The organism is Celeribacter marinus (assembly GCF_001308265.1).
Taxonomy (GTDB): domain Bacteria; phylum Pseudomonadota; class Alphaproteobacteria; order Rhodobacterales; family Rhodobacteraceae; genus Celeribacter; species Celeribacter marinus.
In genome coordinates, this window is the sequence record NZ_CP012023.1 from 2,292,076 (window position 1) to 2,309,481 (window position 17,406).

12 protein-coding genes are annotated in these 17,406 nt (G+C 57.7%); 8 read left to right on the top strand and 4 right to left on the bottom strand.

Features of this window, described 5'->3' with window-relative positions; all coding sequences use genetic code 11:
* Nucleotide 1: 1 nt before the first annotated feature.
* Nucleotides 2-2,815 (bottom strand): Hint domain-containing protein, encoded by a 2,814-nt coding sequence (locus IMCC12053_RS11455; RefSeq protein ID WP_062219176.1) that lies wholly within the window; start codon nt 2,813-2,815, stop codon nt 2-4.
* Nucleotides 2,816-3,128: 313 nt separating this feature from the next.
* Between IMCC12053_RS11455 and IMCC12053_RS11460 the strand changes: the two genes are divergently transcribed.
* From IMCC12053_RS11460 to dhaL, 4 genes are all read left to right on the top strand, one after another.
* Complete coding sequence (locus IMCC12053_RS11460) at nt 3,129-6,335, top strand: Hint domain-containing protein (protein WP_062219178.1); 3,207 nt, start codon at nt 3,129-3,131, stop codon at nt 6,333-6,335.
* 126 nt (nt 6,336-6,461) lie between these two features.
* Complete coding sequence (locus IMCC12053_RS11465) at nt 6,462-7,517, top strand: Ldh family oxidoreductase (RefSeq protein ID WP_062219180.1); 1,056 nt, start codon at nt 6,462-6,464, stop codon at nt 7,515-7,517.
* Between the two features lie 156 nt (nt 7,518-7,673).
* The gene (locus tag IMCC12053_RS11470) at nt 7,674-8,492 is read left to right on the top strand and encodes a sugar phosphate isomerase/epimerase family protein (protein WP_062219182.1); all 819 of its coding nucleotides are present in this window, start codon (nt 7,674-7,676) and stop codon (nt 8,490-8,492) included.
* Nucleotide 8,493: 1 nt separating this feature from the next.
* Nucleotides 8,494-10,239, top strand: a complete 1,746-nt coding sequence (gene dhaL, locus IMCC12053_RS11475) for a dihydroxyacetone kinase subunit DhaL (protein ID WP_062219184.1) — start codon at nt 8,494-8,496, stop codon at nt 10,237-10,239.
* Here dhaL and IMCC12053_RS11480 read toward each other — a convergent pair.
* Entirely contained in the window at nt 10,236-11,600 is a 1,365-nt protein-coding gene (locus tag IMCC12053_RS11480; RefSeq protein ID WP_062219186.1) for a sensor histidine kinase, read from the bottom strand. The two genes, dhaL and IMCC12053_RS11480, sit on opposite strands and share 4 nt — an antisense overlap.
* Nucleotides 11,597-12,256 carry a response regulator gene (locus tag IMCC12053_RS11485; RefSeq protein ID WP_062219188.1) on the bottom strand — a complete coding sequence of 220 codons (660 nt, stop codon included), beginning with the start codon at nt 12,254-12,256 and terminating at the stop codon, nt 11,597-11,599. The genes IMCC12053_RS11480 and IMCC12053_RS11485 overlap by 4 nt, the downstream gene beginning before the upstream one ends.
* Nucleotides 12,257-12,371: 115 nt before the next feature.
* On the opposite strand from IMCC12053_RS11485, the gene IMCC12053_RS11490 reads away from it, so the two are divergent.
* From IMCC12053_RS11490 to IMCC12053_RS11505, 4 genes are all read left to right on the top strand, one after another.
* Nucleotides 12,372-12,644 (top strand): lipid-A-disaccharide synthase N-terminal domain-containing protein, encoded by a 273-nt coding sequence (locus tag IMCC12053_RS11490; RefSeq protein WP_062219190.1) that lies wholly within the window; start codon nt 12,372-12,374, stop codon nt 12,642-12,644.
* Complete coding sequence (locus tag IMCC12053_RS11495) at nt 12,644-14,212, top strand: ArnT family glycosyltransferase (RefSeq protein ID WP_062219191.1); 1,569 nt, start codon at nt 12,644-12,646, stop codon at nt 14,210-14,212. Before IMCC12053_RS11490 ends, IMCC12053_RS11495 begins: the two co-directional genes overlap by 1 nt.
* Before the next feature lie 221 nt (nt 14,213-14,433).
* Entirely contained in the window at nt 14,434-15,468 is a 1,035-nt protein-coding gene (locus IMCC12053_RS11500) for a fatty acid desaturase (RefSeq protein ID WP_062219193.1), read from the top strand.
* Between the two features lie 125 nt (nt 15,469-15,593).
* Nucleotides 15,594-16,637 (top strand): succinylglutamate desuccinylase/aspartoacylase family protein, encoded by a 1,044-nt coding sequence (locus tag IMCC12053_RS11505; protein WP_062219195.1) that lies wholly within the window; start codon nt 15,594-15,596, stop codon nt 16,635-16,637.
* Nucleotides 16,638-17,073: 436 nt separating this feature from the next.
* Here IMCC12053_RS11505 and IMCC12053_RS11510 read toward each other — a convergent pair whose 3' ends face one another.
* The gene (locus tag IMCC12053_RS11510) at nt 17,074-17,280 is read right to left on the bottom strand and encodes a hypothetical protein (protein ID WP_143090023.1); all 207 of its coding nucleotides are present in this window, start codon (nt 17,278-17,280) and stop codon (nt 17,074-17,076) included.
* Between the last annotated feature and the right edge of the window lie 126 nt (nt 17,281-17,406).

The window sequence follows — 17,406 nt, forward strand, 5'->3', positions numbered from 1 at the left end:
TCTAGGCGCGTTTGGGCAAACGGATATGACCCGCGCGCCAGTCGCGCCCCTTGGCAAAGCGCAGCACGGGTTGACCATACATGCGGGCCGCATCCGTTGCAGGTGCACCAGAGCGCAAAATGGTTTCGAGCGCGGGGAAAAGGTCGAACAACTCGGCCTTTGCCGCACGGTCGAAACCGGACAGTGCAAAACGACCCGGAAAAAGGCTTTCCGAGGCGCATCCATTCGCCAAAATCAATGCATGCCGGGGCAACAACAGGTGATGATACGTCACATCGCGGCTCCCTTTTGCGCGCCGCACGCGACCGTCCCCATGCTCCAGTAGATGTTTTGCACGCACCAAAACACCTGCCTTTGCGTGTGAGCAAAGATCCGGCAACACAAGTCCATGCTGAGGCGACACCCATAAATCGCCCGAGTTGCCCAATGTCCCGTCACGAATGCGGATCGGCAATAGGTCGGGTTGTAGGGCAAGTCGCGCCCGTTTGAGAGTGGTGCGCCCCGCCCACAAGATCGGTTGCGCCCCACTGTTAAGGGTTGAGACGAGATCACCATGGCGCAACTCCTCGATCAAGCGGTTGCCCGACGGCGTCATGATCCGCGTGCCCGACACGAAACACGGAATCCCAATCGCATGCATCTGTTGTGCACCGTCCACCTGTGTCGGTGCGATCCCGGTCAACGTGATGCTTTCGCCATTGGGGAAGGTGAGAACGGCATTTCCCAACCCGTCATCTGACACGACAACGTCCCATGCGTTGACGGGATTGCCATCGCTGTCCGTTAAGGCAGACACATCCAGTTGGTCGTCGGTATAGCCATCGGAGTTGCTATCGGTGAAATCGAAATCCGTGATGATGTCATTGCCGAACCCGTCGGCGAAGACCATGGTATCCTGACCGTTGGAAGAGGTGATGGTGTCATCGCCCGCCCCCCCCGTGATTGTGTCGTCTCCGCGGCCGCCGTCGATCGCGTCATTGCCTGCGCCACCAAACAAGGTGTCAACCCCATCGCCGCCATACAGTTCATCATCGCCCGAGCCACCTATGATGGTATCGCCCCCATCCCCGCCATCAAGCAACAGTCCTGATCCGTCAGGGCTCGCGTCAATAGTATCCGCACCCGAACCGCCTCGAATGGCCTCGATGTTATCAAAATTGACTGAGTCGGCTCCGCTCGTGGCCGTGCCGTCTTCCCAATCTGAGAATGTGACAGTGACGTCGGTCGTCACATTGGAAAAATCTAGCGTATCCGCGTCCGAAATGCCTGCACCGCCAAAGACCGTATCCGAGCCCCATCCATCGCTATAGAAAAAGGTATCCGCGTCATCGCCGCCATAAAGGGTGTCGTTGCCCGTACCACCCTCAATCCAGTCTTCACCCGCATCACCATAGATCGTGTCGTTTCCCGCGCCACCTTCGGCGTAGTCACCGCCAGCTCCGAGGGTAATGGTATCCGCACCGTCGCCACCATAAACCGCGTCGTTGCCCGATCCGCCCGTAAATGTGTCATCCCCCGCGCGTAAGTCATATGTCGCACCGGTCGCGTCCAATGACGCGTCGACCGTGTCGTTTTGGCCTGTCAGGATGAAATTCTCCATCGAGTTACCGCTGCCCGAACTGTTCCCCGTGTCGAAGGCGAAGTTGAACGCGTTGTCACCGCTATAGGTGACATCAACAGCACTGCCCGTGGAGTAGGCAAAGTCGACCGTATCCCAGTCGTCATCCCCGTACATCGTGCTCGTGCCGTCGCCCTCAAGGACGTAGAAACTGTCATTGCCGGTGCCGCCCGACATGGTGTCGTTGCCGGTGCCGCCGTAAAGGTGGTCGCCTCCGGCATCCCCCGAAAGCGTATCGTTGCCCGCGTCGCCATAGAGGACGTCGATTCCTGCGCCGCCATAAATCGTGTCGTCGTCGTTGCCCCCATACAGGGTATCATTGCCGTCATCGCCCCAGATCAGATCGTAGCCATCACCGCCGTAAATCGTGTCGTCGCCGGTCCCGCCATGCAGTTCGTCATGCCCCCCCTCGCCGTGGATCCAGTCGTTGTCCGCGTCCCCGTAAACCTCATCGTCCCCACCCCCCGCGTAGATGGTGTCGTTGCCTGCACCGCCATAAAGCGTGTCATCGTAGTTGTGTTGAACAACGGCTTCATCATCGATGATGTCATCGCCGTCGCCGCCATAGACCGTATCGCCATCGGCTTGTGTGGCGCCGCCGGTGCCATAATAAATGGTGTCGTTACCGGCGCCGCCCTCGATGCTGTCCGCACCCGCACCCGCATTGATGATATCGTCACCCGCACCTGCGACGATCTCGTCGTTATACGCACCCCCATTATAGGTTTGCGCCAGATCGGGATCATAGGTTGGCGTGGCCATGTCAACATAGTCGGGAAGGTTGAACGCGCTGACGTTGCTGACACTGCTGACCTGGTAGGTGACACCGGGGACGAGTTCGGGGTTGCTGACAACACCGACCTGAGTACCGCCGATCTCTACCGAGTAGACGTCAAAAAGGTTGCCCTGCCCGTCGGACAGGGTGATCTGATCCTCAAGATAAACTCCTCCAGACGCGACCGTTCCGCCACTCACATTCGTGACGACAGCAGTCTGGGTGAAATCATCCCCCACCTCGTTGATTGTTGCATCACCGCCAAACCGTACATCGTCGTCGTTAATCGTATAGGTCAGGTGATCGTTCGAATTGTCCCATGACGGATCAAGCCGCCACACATGACCAACCTGCGCCGTCAGATTACCTGACGTCGACGAGAGGCTTGATGCGGCATAGCCCTTGAGAATATACGTCGCCATAGAACCAAAACCCTAACAAATCAGAGTTAGATTTATGGTTTAAATCCAAACAAATTGTGTATTCGCGCGTTCCAATTGCCTCAATTTTGAAAGATTTTTGGCCTGCCGTGCGCATGAGGTCCACAGACGTCAAATGAATGGGCCGTGCGCGGGCATATCTGTGACCCTATGGAAACAAGCCACCCTAAAGTTTTAAGATTTCGTCAATTGAGCAAACATGTGCCCCATTCTTGCCACATTTGGACGGTGTTTATGATCCTGAGCAGATCCGCGCCGTCAGAGTGTGGACTAAAAATAAAGATGCAGGTTCACAATGCCAACGTATACGGTTCAGTATTACGCCTATGATCCCCGTGGAAATTTGCCCAATTCGGGCATATTTACTTATGGTGGGCCAAGCACCTATGCAGGGTCCGCCCTGATCACCGACACTCAAACGGGAACCGATGGTGCGGGCCTTGACGATGACAACGCGGGTGAAAACGCAACTGTCGATATCACGCTTGGCGGCACCGCATATACGGGACTAGCGATCGACGCCGAAGAAAGCTGGACGCTGACCAACGCAGCCACGGGCCAAGAATTCAATGTGGTGGCCGTCGAGGTCGATACCCCTGGCGGCAACCAGTGGATTATGCTGTCCGAAGCCCCTCTTGTTGCGGGCACCGCCTATACCGTCATTTCACACGATACCTTGCCCGATGGTGGCACGGACGATCCGGGCTTTGTCTATTCCTTCTACGAGGATGGCGTGATCACGGGCACGTCTGGCGACGACACCATTGATACAACCTACGCAGGCGATCCTGAGGGCGAGCGTGTCGATGACGGCATCCTGAATGGCGGCGTATTCCACTGGAATGACTTGGGCAATCAGACCAACTACATGAACGGTTCGGGGTCGTTGACCTCCGAAGGCATGACGATGAATTTCGCGGTCGTCGATGATGGAACTGGGCAAATTGCCTATGACCCAACGGGCAACGGTGCCTACAACGCGAACGGCTATACCGAGTCAGGCGAAGTCTTTGATCCGGATAGCACGATGTTCCTGTTTGGCGATCGTGGCGCGGGCGATGGTGCGGACACCATGACCATGACCATGGATTTCTCGGCTACAACCCCTGCAAGCGGGTTGAGCGACGAAGTCCGCAACGTCTCCTTTCGGCTCAATGACCTCGATCAGGTTGCGGGCGGTTTCACAGACGTTATCACGATCAGAGCCTATGACGCCTTGGGCAACGAGGTGCCTGTTGCGTTCGACATAGCGGCCAGTCAATCCTTGTCCGGCAACACCGTCACAGGAACAGGAAGTACGAACACAGGCGATCAAAACGGCTCGCTTTTGGTGAACATTGCGGGGCCAGTGGCCTCCATCGTGATCGACTACGACAACACAGGCACGTCCACACAGGGCGTGTGGATGTCTGATGTGGCGTTTGACGCCTCCTACCCAGATTACGACGATGTGATCGAAGCGGGTGACGGCGACGACATCATTGACGCCGGTCTTGGCGATGACATCATCTACGGCGGCACAGGCAACGACACGATCATGGGAGGCCTCGGCGCCGACCAAAACTATGGCGGCATCGGTCAGGACACCCTCGATTATTCCGGCTCGGACGCAGGCGTCAACGTCAACCTTGCTACCAACACCTATTCGGGCGGCTATGCGGCAGGTGACACAGGCAGCGGCATGGACGGCATCATCGGGTCTGATTTTGACGACACGCTGATCGGCTTTGACGGGATGGATCCCGACCCTCTCACAGGCTTTACCAACGTCTTTTACGGCGGGGACGGCGACGACTATCTCGATGGTGCGGGCGGCGATGACGACCTATACGGCGAGGCTGGCGAGGACACCATTCTAGGCGGCGCAGGTGACGACTACATTGACGGCGGCACAGGTGATGACACCCTTGACGGTGGTGACGGCGATGATGACATTTATGCAGGCGCAGGGGATGACATCATCACTGGCGGCGCAGGCAACGACAACCTCCACGGCAACGCGGGGAGCGACTGGGTCGATGGCGGCGATGGTGACGACTATATCAACACGCGGACCACACTCGGCACAGGCTTGCCTGACACGGGCTACACCCACCCTGACGATCCCGCACTCAGCTACGGCGCGGACACCAACCCGACCAATGACATGGACACCGTGTATGGCGGCGCTGGCAATGACACGATCCTGACAGGCGATGACAACGATTATATCGAGGGCGGCACAGGCGCCGATAGCGTCGATGCGGGTTTTGACGACGATACGGTTCTGGGCGGCGCAGGCGATGACCTTTTGGAAGGCAACGAAGGCAACGACACGATCTACGGCGGCGATGACGACGATATTATCTACGGCGAACTTGGCCCGACCAACGCGGATTACGCACTGAGCGAGCTGTACAACCTTGATGACGCAGGAGAAACCACCTCCGCCGATACAGACCCAACCAACAATTCCGACACGCTCTATGGCGGCGCGGGCAATGATACGATCTACGGTCAGGACGATGCCGACACGCTTTATGGCGAGGACGGCGACGACACACTGGACGGCGGCGTCGACGACGATAGTCTTTCTGGCGGGGCCGGAAACGATACGCTGATCGGGGGTCAGGGCAATGATACCTTGAACGGTGATGGCGGCTATGACATCCTGAATGGCGGCTTGGGTGACGACATCATCTACGCGGGCAGTGGCGACACGGCCAATGGCGGCGACGGATCGGATATCATCTACATCGACCCCTCCCAGCTTGATGGTACGGCCATCACCATAGACGGTGAGGAAACCAACGACACCGGCGCGGGCGATGTGCTCAACCTCTCCTTGCTTGGTCCGGGGCTTTACACGCCCGGCTCGGCCGTGTTCACCACACCAGATGAGGAAAACGGATCGGTCACCTTGTCGGATGGCACGGTCATTACCTTTGCCAATATCGAGACGATCATTTGTTTCGGGCGCGGCACCCGCATTGAAACCCCCTACGGTCCCCGCCCTGTCGAGAGTCTGCGTGCGGGCGATTTGATCCTCACCATGGACAACGGCCCGCAACCGTTGCGGTGGGTCGGCTCACGCGAAGTTCCCGCGTTAGGCACCTTTGCCCCTATCGAATTTGCCGCAGGTGCGATGGGCAACACCGAGACCCTCATCGTCTCTCCACAACACCGCATGTTGATACAGGATTGGCGCGCGCAAGTCTTGTTTGACACCGAGCAAGTGTTCACGGCGGCCACCCATTTGGTCAACGACGACACCATCCGCCGTCTTGAGGGCGGAACAGTGGAGTATTTCCACCTGATGTTCGACGGCCATGAGGTCGTGTTTGCCGAAGGCGCACCATCCGAAAGCCTCTACCCCTCCGATCACACACTCGGCGCGCTCGATGACGCAGGGCGCGAGGAACTGTTCCAAATCTTCCCTGACCTGCGCGCCATGCCCTACGCCGCTCACCCAACCGCGCGGCGCTGCCTCAAAGGGTACGAGACCAAGCTATTGATTGCATAACACAAAACCCCGCCCAATGAGGCGGGGTTTTGTGTTTAGTGCCACGCGTAGCACCGAAAATCTCTGGACAATGCCGCGCAGCTGCTATTTTGGTATACCAAATCAACTAGCATATTAGGCAGTACCATGACCCAGCGTTTTGACCGCACCGCCCTGTTCACCCTCGCCCGCGATCTTTTGACCGGTGCCGGTTTGGAAAAAGCCAAAGCTGACATTGTGGCCGAACTTCTGATCCAGACCGACGAGATCGGCGTGACCACGCACGGCATCTCTATGGTCCCCTACTATGTCCCCGAACTCAAAGCCGGAAACATGACCACCACCGGTAGCCATGATGTGATTGCCGACAATAAGGTGACGATGCTGTGGGATGGGAATTACCTGCCCGGTCACTGGGTGATGACACAAGCGCTTGAGACCTGCATGGCGCGGGCGGCTGAGTTTGGCATGGCCGCAATGGCGATCCGGCGCAGCCATCACATCGGGTGTCTGTCTGCCCTGACGCGCATAGCCGCGATGCGGGGCTACGTGTGCTACATCGCCACCTCCGATCCATCAGGTGAATGGGTCGCGCCGTTCGGCGGCACCGAGCCGCTTTTGACGCCAAACCCGTGGGCTGTGGGCTACCCGGCCACCGATCACCCCGTGCTGATCGACACCTGCGCCTCCATCACCACCGTGTCCAAAGTGCGAGAACATATCAACACGGGGGTGCCGTTTGCGCATGAATGGATGCTCGACAACACGGGGCACGCCACAACCGATCCGACCGTGTTCAACACCACGCCCAAAGGGTCCATCTTGCCCGTGGGTGGCATGGATCACGGCCATAAGGGCTTTGCTATGGGGCTCATGGTCGAAATGCTCACACAAGCCCTCGCCGCTCATGGTCGTGTCGAGGCCCCAACCCGTTGGGGCGCGAACGTCTTTCTCCAAGTACTTGATCCCAAAGCATTTGGCGGACTTGACGCGTTCAAGGCACAGACCGACCATCTCAATGCCGCCTGCCGCGCCAATACACCAATTGATGCCGCCCGCCCCGTACGCGTGCCCGGGGACCGCGCCGCAAGCGCACGCGCGGCAAGCGCGTCCAAGGGCGTGGTTGTGGTCGACGAAGTGCTCACCCGCGTGGCCGCCTGTGCGACAGACGCAGGGCTCACCATGCCGACACCCCTAAGCTGAGGCGCGGCCCCACTTAAACACATCTAAACCTCATCTGAAGCAAATCTTCTCGTCCGTGCTGTATCTTTCCATTTTCCAAACGGCCGATGTTCTCTAGGATCATCGGCCAAGGGAAGGCCGTAACCGCGGTCTTTATCAAGACATAGGGAGAGCGCCATGAAACTCGGACTAGGCAGTTACGCCTATCGTTGGTCTATCGGGATCAAAGATCAGGTTCCCGCCAACCCCCTAGATGCGTTCGATATTCTGGATCGCGCCGAGGCACTTGGCCTTGAGGTTGTGCAATATGCCGACAATATGCCGCTTGACCGCTACTCAGAGGCCGATCATCACCGCCTGTATGAGGTCGCTCAAGACAAGGGATTGATCCTTGAACTTGGGACGCAGTGTTTCGATGCCGACGAAGTGGACCGCTATCTCGACATCGGGCAGAGGTTGCACGCAAAAATCATGCGTGTTGCCCTTGATGAGGCCGACAGCCATGTGCCCGTCACCGAACTGGCCGAGCAATTGCGCCCGCGCGTGGAAAAAGCCCGCTCCAAAGGCATGAAAATCGCAATCGAGAACCATTTCAACTACCCCTCGCCGCGTATGGTCGAATTGCTCGACGCGGTGAACGACGATCACCTTGGGGTTTGTTTGGACGTGGCCAACTCGATCTGTGCCAATGAGTGGCCCGAGCAAACCATTTCCATGCTCGCGCCCTACACAATCAACCTGCACCTCAAGGACTATGAGATCACGCCTGACCCATATGGCGTTGGGTTTCGCATTCACGGCGTGCCACTCGGACAGGGCCGCGCGCCGATTGCGTGGACCCTTGATCAACTCAAACACTGCCCTGCGGATATGAGCGTCATTTTAGAGCACTGGCTGATGTTGGACGAGGGTGGCCTCGACGTGGCCATTGCCAAAGAACAACCATGGATCGAGGCGACAACCGCCGCTGCCAAAGATTTTGTAGGGGGACGTTAATATGACCGACGACATTCGCACCAAAAAGCTGATCAACGCGCCTGAGGACATCATCACCCACGCCCTTGAGGGCATGATCGCCGCCCACCCCGACATGCTCACAATCGAGGGCGCAACAGGGCGTGCGGTCGTGGCAAAAGACGGCCCGCGTGACGGCAAAGTCGGCGTGATCATCGGGGGCGGATCGGGACACGAGCCTGCGTTCGCGGGCTATGTCGGGCGAGGACTGGCCGATGCCGCCGCCGTTGGCAACGTGTTTGCCTCTCCCTCTCCCGAACAGATCCTTGACGCGGCCAAAGCCGCTGATGGCGGTGCTGGCGTGTTCTTTCTCTACGGAAATTATACCGGCGATGTGATGAATTTCGACATGGCCGCCGAGGCGTGCGAGCGCTTGGGCATCCCTGCCCGCTCTGTCCAAGTGACTGACGATGTGGCCTCCGCGCCCAGAGGCCGCGAGGATGAGCGGCGCGGTATTGCGGGCGACTTTTTCGTGTTCAAAATCGCGGGGGCCGCCGCCGAGCAGGGCCGCGATCTGGACGCTTGCGTGGCTGCGGCTCAATCGGCCAACGACAATTGCCGTTCTATGGGCGTGGCACTCACCGCGTGCTCCATGCCGCAAACGGGCAAGCTGAATTTCGAGATCGGTCACAACGAGATGGAAATCGGCATGGGCGTACACGGCGAGCCGGGAATGCGCCGTGGTCCCCTTGAAACCGCCGACGCCGTGACCGACGAATTGATGGGGATGATCCTCGACGATATGGCGCTTGATACGGGCGACGAGGTGGCGGTTTTGGTCAACGGACTTGGCGCTACGGGCCAGTTGGAGCTTTACATCATCCACCGCCGCGTGGCGCAGATTTTGGCCGAACGCGGTGTGAGCATCCATTACGCATGGGTGGGCGAATACTGCACCTCACTGGAGATGGCTGGCGCATCTGTGACGCTGCTTAAACTCGACGCCGACCTCAAAAACCTGCTCGACACACCGTGCCGCACCCCTGCGCTCACGGTCGCTGGCGCGCTTGCCCCCAAAGGGACGCGCACCGCGCGCCACCATGAAAGCGCGGCTGAAACCACACGTATCGACCGTTCTCTCCTCAAAACCGATGGGATCATCACGCCCGAGCGGTTCCGCACCATGATGCTCGCGGTTGCGGATGCCATTTTTGCCAACCGCGACTGGTTGTCCGAACTGGATGGTGTCATTGGCGATGGCGACCACGGCGTGACGATGGACATCGGGTTTGCCGCCGTGCGTCAGGGGTTTGACACGCCACGCGACGAGACCATAACGCAGATGTGCGACCGCATGGGCAAGGTATTCTTGGACGCTGTTGGCGCCTCATCTGGCCCGCTTTATGCCTCAGCCTTCCAATCGGCAGGCGCGGCCGTGTCGGACCGTCTCAATCTTGATGCCGCCGCAATGGTGGCATGGATCGAAGGGCTAAGTGACGGGATCGTCGCCCGTGGTGGCGCGTGCGTGGGTGAAAAAACCATGGTTGACGCCTATGTGCCTGCGGTCAACGCCGCCAAAGCCGCGCTTGGTGCGGGCGCGGATATCACCGATTGCCTAAACGCCGCGACCATAGGCGCAAAAGAGGGCCGCGATTACACAGCCACAATCGAAAGCAAACGCGGGCGGTCAAAAAAGCTTGGCGACAGATCAATCGGCCATATGGACCCCGGTGCGGCCTCAGCACATGTGATCCTTGCGACCCTACAAAAGGCCGTCTCTGCGTTCTAAGGCTTGGGAAAGGTGAACACAGCACTCACGCCATCGTGCGCACCAATCGCGGGCGACAACAGCGTGAGCGTCCCACCCAGATTTCGGGCCACAGTGTCGGATATATATAGCCCAAGACCAAGCCCGCCACCGCGCGCATCGTGGCGGGCAAATCGGGTGGTCAGCATAGACAAATCATCGGCGGCAATGACAGACCCGCTATTTGAGACACTCAGCGCGTGAATTCCAAGCGTGATAACAACGGGCTGTGTCTCGTCGCCGTAGCGCACAGCGTTGTCGATGAGGTTGGATGCAATGATCGCGAAATCATCCGCACTGATCCGCGACATGACAGGCGCGTCCTCGACGCAGACCTCCAATCGCGCCGCGACCAACGGATCGACACCACTGCGCTCTTGGACAATGAGGGCCAAGACGTCCCCCAGATCGGTTGGGATGCTTGACGCACGCGGCCCCGCGTCCGCACGCCCCAATTGCAACAATCGCTCGACGAGACGCGTCATGCGTTTCAATGCTTGTTCGACGGCTTCGATCTCACCCACATCGCCATCCCTGTGACGAGATTTTAGATGTTGCGTCTTGGCAAGGGCCACGGCAAGCGGCGTGCGCAATTCATGGGCGGCGTTCGAGGCAAAATGGCGCTCGGCGTCCAATGCTTTCGACAGGCGCGCCATGAATCCGTTTACGGTTGTCACAACCGCGCGCAATTCACTCGGCAAGCCCGCGCGTTCAATCGGCTCCAAAAGTTCATGACCACGTGCCGAAATCTCGTTGCTCACCTCAATGAGCGGACGCAGCGCACTGCGCGTCACCCAACGCACCAATAAAAATGCAATCGCAATCAGCGGAATCATCGGACCAGAAAAGGCCAACAGGCTTTCCAATACGGCCTCTTTTCGTTCCGCAGCGACCTCTGCGAGGATCACAACTTCACCGCGCGCATTGGGTGCGCTAATATAAAACCGATGCATCGCATCAGCGTAAAACCGATCGGTGCCGACACGTTGGGGATCGGGAAACGCGGCATCGCCGTGCGACTTCAAAAGGAGACCTGCGCGCGGGTCCACAAGCGCAAACACCAAAGACGTCTGATGATCGTCAAGATCGCCCAAACCGTGTTGAGCGATATCAACACCCGCCGCGCCGCTCAACGGCACCGCACGCGTCAACAACGCCATAACAATCGGTGACATCTCGCGCAAAGCCTCGTCGCGCTGCTCGGTCGTCTCGGATTGAAGCACGGACGCCATGATCAAAATGGACAAGGACACAACTACGGCAAAACCGAGACTGGTGAACACCGCGACACGGCGCGCGAGGCTATGGGAGCGCGCAAGGCTATGAGGGCGCACGAGGCTCATGTCCGCCCCATTTTATAGCCGATGCCGCGCACCGTCATCACCGCTGTCTTGCCCAACTTTGCGCGCAAACGGCTAACATGGGCCTCGATAGCGTTGCTTTCGACCTCATAGCCGTGCCCATACAACGTGTCTTCCAGATCAGATTTAGAAAAGGTCATATCGGGGCGCGACGACAAGCGATCAATCAGCCCCCATTCGCGGCGCGTAAGATCAACAGTGTGCCCCGCCACCGTTACGGATTTTGTCGAGCAATGCACACAGACGTCACCAAACGCGCGCACCGGTGTCGCCAAAATTGTCTGGCGGCTCAAGTTTGCCTCGATCCGCGCGACCATCTCATCGAGATCAAAGGGCTTCACAAGGTAATCATCTGCCCCCGCCTTTAGCCCCTCGATACGCTCGGAAATGCGGTCGCGCGCCGTGGCAATCAAAACCGGTGGCGTAAACCCATCGTGCCGCAGCGCGCGCAAAAACGTCAGCCCGTCCCCGTCAGGCAAACCAAGGTCCAGCAACAGCAAATCATACATTGTCCCCGCCATACTTGCGCGGGCTGACGCCAGATCCGTGACGTGGTCAGCGGCGTGACTGGCATCGCGCAAATATGCGCACACGGTCTCACCCAAAGCCACCTCGTCCTCAATCACCAACAATCGCATGGCCTGCGCCCCTCGCCGCTCTCTCTTTTGCCCTCTTATAGACCGCCCGTCAGGTTCTCGTAAGGCGCGATCGCCATAGGGCGTCAAAACACATCGCTATCAAAGGACAACGCGCATGTCGGACAGCTTTTGGATCAGCATCGGGTTTATTGGACAACTGCTCTTTACCTCACGCTTTTTGGTGCAGTGGATCGCCAGTGAACGCAAACGCCAAAGCGTGGTTCCGCATGCGTTTTGGTGGTTCAGCCTTGCAGGCGGCTCAACCCTCTTGGTCTACGCGCTCTGGCGCAAAGACCCCGTGTTTATCCTTGGTCAGGGGATGGGTCTGTTTATCTACGTGCGAAACCTGATGCTCTTGTCCAATACGGCAAAAGAGGACGCGGCATAATGGGACATCCAAACCGCTATGCTGCGCTCGCCGTGTTTGCTGTTGTGACCTTGTTCGGGATAGCCTTGCGCCCACTTTTACCGATTGATGAAACCCGTTACGTTGGTGTGGCCTGGGATATGCACCTAACAGGCGACTACCTTGTCCCCACGAAGAACTTTGAGCTTTACACGCATAAACCACCGCTGTTGTTTTGGGTGATGAACCTGCTTTGGGGGGTGTTTGGCGTGAGCGAATATGTCGCGCGCTTGGCCGCCCCCATGTTCTCGCTTGCCACGATATGGCTCACGGGTCGCTTGGCCACACAGCTTTGGCCAGACGACGCAGGCATCGGCGGACGTGCGATGTGGGCCTTGGCGGGCACATTTTCATTCGCCATTTACGGCGGGGCGACGATGTTCGACACCGCATTGGCCACCGCGACATTGCTAGGCCTGCTGTCACTTGTGGCCGCGCTCAAAACGGGTCGTTGGCGCTATTGGACGGGCTTTGGTGTGGCGCTGGCCGTGGGCGCATTGGCCAAAGGTCCGGTGATCTTCGTGCATCTCCTGCCCGCCGTCCTCTTTGCACCGGTGTGGGCCAAACACCTTGGCCCCGTCACACCGACCCGATTGGGCGCGGGACTTGGCCTCGCTTTGATAACAGGTCTTGCAGTGGCCGCACTTTGGCTTGTGCCCGCGATCATCTCGGGCGGGGCGCAGTACCGTGACGCCATTTTGTGGAAGCAAAGCGCAGGACGTATTGCCCAATCGTTTGCCCATGCGCGTCCCTTTTATTGGTACGCGGCCCTCACCCCGCTGTTGTTGTTTCCGTGGGTCTTTGTCCCGCAACTTTGGCGCGCTATGGCAAAAGCCTCATGGGCGGACACAGGTCTACGCCTTGCCGCGATTTGGGGCGGCGCATCATTGATCTTGTTCAGCTTTATCAGCGGCAAGCAATTGCACTACCTTGTCCCTGAGCTGCCTGCCATTGCCCTAATTGTTGCCCGCTTAAGCCCCTCTTTTGGCGATGCACGCCCTTGGATTCCCGCCGCACTTATCGCGTTGGCGGGCGCGCTGTTTTGCGCCGCGGGCGTGGGGGTCGTGGACGTGACGCACCTGTCCGAGCTGTTAACACCCCAAATCACCCTATTGGCAGTGGGCTTCACGCTTTTGGCTCTATCTGGATTGGCGATGAGCGATAACATAGTGCGCGGCGGGGCGGTTCTATCATTGGGGCTCCTGCTTTGCCTTGGCCTCACGATCCGGTTCACCGATCTGTTTGACGCCTATGATGCGCGTATCATCGCCCAGACCCTCGCGCCCTATGAGGAGGGCGGCATTGCCGTCTTTACCGACGAATATCATGCGCAGTTCAACTTTGGCGCGCGGGCCACCCGCCATATGACGCCGATCGCAACAATGGATGCCCTTAAGGACTGGGCCCATGCGCACCCAAATGGCGCTATTGTCGGCAGGCGCGACAAAACGCCGATCACCGATGCGCCCGCAACCACGATTGTGTACGACTCGCACCCCTACGCAATTTGGCCCGTCGACGAGTTGACGCGCGAGATGTCACAAAAGTGACTGCGTTGTCCCGTCATTTGGGCCACAACAGTCTCGCAAACGCCACCCCAAGCAGGTCAAACGACAACATGAGGGCCGTGCAATAAGGTGATCCGTGTGCTCTTGTGATGCGAGAAAATCCGCCGAAAGGTAAAATTTGTTACCCGCGTGATGCATGTCACATTTGCGCTAGCGTCATAATCGGCTATGAGGTTGGCCGACACATAGAAAAAAGTAGGCGCATGTCTGATAATTCCAAAATTGCCACACCCTCCCCTGCAATGCCCGAAGCCAAAGAATGGGTTCGCATTCTCGCAGGATACCGTGACCCCAATGTTATGCGCAGCGTCTTTGAACTCGCCGTCACAGTGGGTCCATTCCTGCTTTTGTGGGTCTTGGCATGGAAGGCGCTTGCGGTCAGCTATTGGCTGACCTTTGCGATTTCGATCGTCAACGCGGCCTTTTTGTTGCGCCTGTTCGCCATCCAACACGATTGCGGCCACGGATCGTTTCTCAAGAATCGCACGGCCAGTGATTGGCTCGGGCGCGTCCTTGGCGTTATGACCCTCACGCCCTATGATGTGTGGCGCAGCTCGCATTCGATTCATCATAGCTCGGCCGGCAACCTTGGACGGCGTGGAATTGGTGATGTCCACACGCTCACCGTTGCAGAGTATACCGCGCTGTCAGCGCCCAAGCGTCTGCTATACCGCCTGTACCGCCACCCGATTGTGTTGTTCGGGTTTGGCCCCGGCTATTTATTCTTTCTCCAAAACCGTCTCCCGCTCGGTTTGATGGCCCGCGCAAAATACTGGGTCAGCGCCATGAGCACCAATGCGGCGATCTTGATCATTTTGGGTCTGATTTGGCATTTCGGCGGCGCAGTTGCGGTGTTCTTGATTTTCTTGCCTTCAACCCTTTTGGCGGCAACGGCAGGTGTCTGGCTGTTCTACGTACAGCATCAGTTTGAAACCACGCACTGGTCCTTTGAAGAGGATTGGCAAGTCCACGAAGCGGCACTTGAGGGCAGTTCCTACTACGTCCTGCCCCCCGTATTGCAATGGCTGAGCGCTAATATCGGCATTCACCACGTGCATCACCTATACGCGCGCATTCCGTTTTACCGTCTGCCTGAAGTGCTCAAAGATCACGCGGAATTGTCGCAAATCAACCGTATGACCATTCGCGAAAGCCTGCGTAGCGCACAATTGCACCTCTGGGATAGCAAGACAAAACGCCTCTTGTCGTTCACACAGGCCAAGGCTCTTTATAGCTAGGTCCGCGACCACCCCAGACATCGACCGCAAGCGCATGAGAATGGCGCTTGCGTTACCAAGGCAGATCATCCACTGGTGTTGACGCGCAATCGCGCCGATTGACGCTCACACCAAAGGAAACGGCCATGCCACGCCGCGCGCCCTTTACCATAAAAAACACACAGATCGAGGCCGGCGCGCAGCGCACAGTCGCCCTACCCGTCAGCGTGTTATCCGACCACACCCCTGTCGCCATGTCCGTCCACGTCATCCATGGACGCCTAGACGGCCCCACGGTCTTTGTGAGTGCGGGAGTGCACGGTGACGAGGTCATCGGTGTCGAGATTGTGCGGCGACTATTGCGCACACCCAACCTTAAATCCTTACGCGGCACCCTGATTGTGATCCCCATCGTCAATGCTTTCGGATTTATGAACCACTCACGCTACCTACCCGACAGACGCGATCTCAACCGCTCGTTTCCGGGAAACTCGGACGGATCATTGGCCTCACGATTGGCGCATCTGTTTTTGAACGAAATTGTTGCGCGGTGTGATTTGGGCATTGATCTGCACTCTGCCGCTATCCACCGCACCAACCTGCCCCAAATTCGCATATCGCCAGACAATGCGCGCACCGCTAAGCTGGCTGAAGTGTTCGGCGCACCTGTTATCTTGCAGTCCCCTTTGCGCGAGGGGTCACTGCGCGGGGCGGCCAAAGACATCGGCAAAGATGTGTTGCTGTTCGAGGCGGGCGAAGGGTTGAGGTTCGACGAAATGTCGGTGCGCTCAGGCGTAGCCGGCATCCTACGCGTTCTCCATCATGTCGGCATGGTCTCCGCCAAAGGTATCTCGAAAACCAAAACACCGTCTCAATACTGTAGCTCTAGCAAATGGCTGCGCGCGCCCGTGGGCGGCTTGTTGCGGACCTTCAAAGCGGATGGTGATGTTGTGGCCGAGGGCGATGTGATGGCCGCAGTGTCCGACCCGTTTGGACAGGTGGAGCGCGAAATTCTAGCCCCGTTCAGCGGAATCATTGTTGGGCGCGCGGTCATGCCCGTGGTCAATGAGGGTGATGCGGTCTTTCACCTCGCCCGCGTCAAATCCGTAATCCGCGCCGAAGAGATGATGGTCGAGATGAACGACCAACTCACCGACGATCCACTCTTTGACGAAGACGAAATCATCTAAACCGCACCATCTCGCCACGACATTACGAAAGACAGCCCACCACGCGCAAATACTGCGGGTGTTTCGGTCAAATACAGGCTGGAAAATGGTGCCCCCACACGGACTAATCTCAAAATGCTAAAGCATTTCTCTAACCGCCGTGAACTCACAAAGGTAATACCTGCAAGAGATATTATCAAACCTACTCAATTGCTTAGCCAATCTGACTGCCCATGAATCTTGCTGGATTAACTTCGGCATGTCAACCTTGTGTTCAGAGCCAAACACCACAAACACTGAAATGTAACCCAAAATGTATCCAAGAGGTGGAATTAAGGGGATTACAGAATAGCTGTTGTTTTCCAGTAAGTTAAAGAAAAATTTGTTGAATTACAGGTGTTTATTCTTTGAGGATGTATCCCAGCTGCCTAACACCGCATCCATGTTGCTGAGACAATCACTTTGATTTCACCTTCATCATAGGCCAAACACCCAACTGATCATAGAAAGCTTGGCGGTATATCTGTTCAGCTTGCTCTTTGTGTTTGAGGGGTACGATGATGCTGTCATGTAGGGGCAGCACCCCTACCCCGTGCTCGAGTAGCTGCTCCATTGTCACACGTAGAACCTCTGACTCACGGTAGTCTAGGTAGGCCCAATCCATGTGGCGCTTCTCTAGCATCACAATCTGAGGCATTCCCTTCATCATGGCTGACTTGATGTCCCGCCAAGGTAGAGTTGAGGCTACGTCTGGATGTGTCAACGGCAGAGTAAAATTGGACCAAAGGGC

Bases quoted from the DNA above. Each gene is read 5' to 3' on its own strand.
- dhaL (WP_062219184.1), top strand. From the start codon at position 8,494: ATGACCGACGACATTCGCACCAAAAAGCTGATCAACGCGCCTGAGGAC.
- IMCC12053_RS11465 (WP_062219180.1), top strand. From the start codon at position 6,462: ATGACCCAGCGTTTTGACCGCACCGCCCTGTTCACCCTCGCCCGCGAT.
- IMCC12053_RS11505 (WP_062219195.1), top strand. From the start codon at position 15,594: ATGCCACGCCGCGCGCCCTTTACCATAAAAAACACACAGATCGAGGCC.
- IMCC12053_RS11460 (WP_062219178.1), top strand. From the start codon at position 3,129: ATGCCAACGTATACGGTTCAGTATTACGCCTATGATCCCCGTGGAAAT.
- IMCC12053_RS11485 (WP_062219188.1), bottom strand. From the start codon at position 12,256: ATGCGATTGTTGGTGATTGAGGACGAGGTGGCTTTGGGTGAGACCGTG.
- IMCC12053_RS11495 (WP_062219191.1), top strand. From the start codon at position 12,644: ATGGGACATCCAAACCGCTATGCTGCGCTCGCCGTGTTTGCTGTTGTG.
- IMCC12053_RS11470 (WP_062219182.1), top strand. From the start codon at position 7,674: ATGAAACTCGGACTAGGCAGTTACGCCTATCGTTGGTCTATCGGGATC.
- IMCC12053_RS11500 (WP_062219193.1), top strand. From the start codon at position 14,434: ATGTCTGATAATTCCAAAATTGCCACACCCTCCCCTGCAATGCCCGAA.
- IMCC12053_RS11490 (WP_062219190.1), top strand. From the start codon at position 12,372: ATGTCGGACAGCTTTTGGATCAGCATCGGGTTTATTGGACAACTGCTC.
- IMCC12053_RS11455 (WP_062219176.1), bottom strand. From the start codon at position 2,815: ATGGCGACGTATATTCTCAAGGGCTATGCCGCATCAAGCCTCTCGTCG.
- IMCC12053_RS11510 (WP_143090023.1), bottom strand. From the start codon at position 17,280: ATGGATTGGGCCTACCTAGACTACCGTGAGTCAGAGGTTCTACGTGTG.
- IMCC12053_RS11480 (WP_062219186.1), bottom strand. From the start codon at position 11,600: ATGAGCCTCGTGCGCCCTCATAGCCTTGCGCGCTCCCATAGCCTCGCG.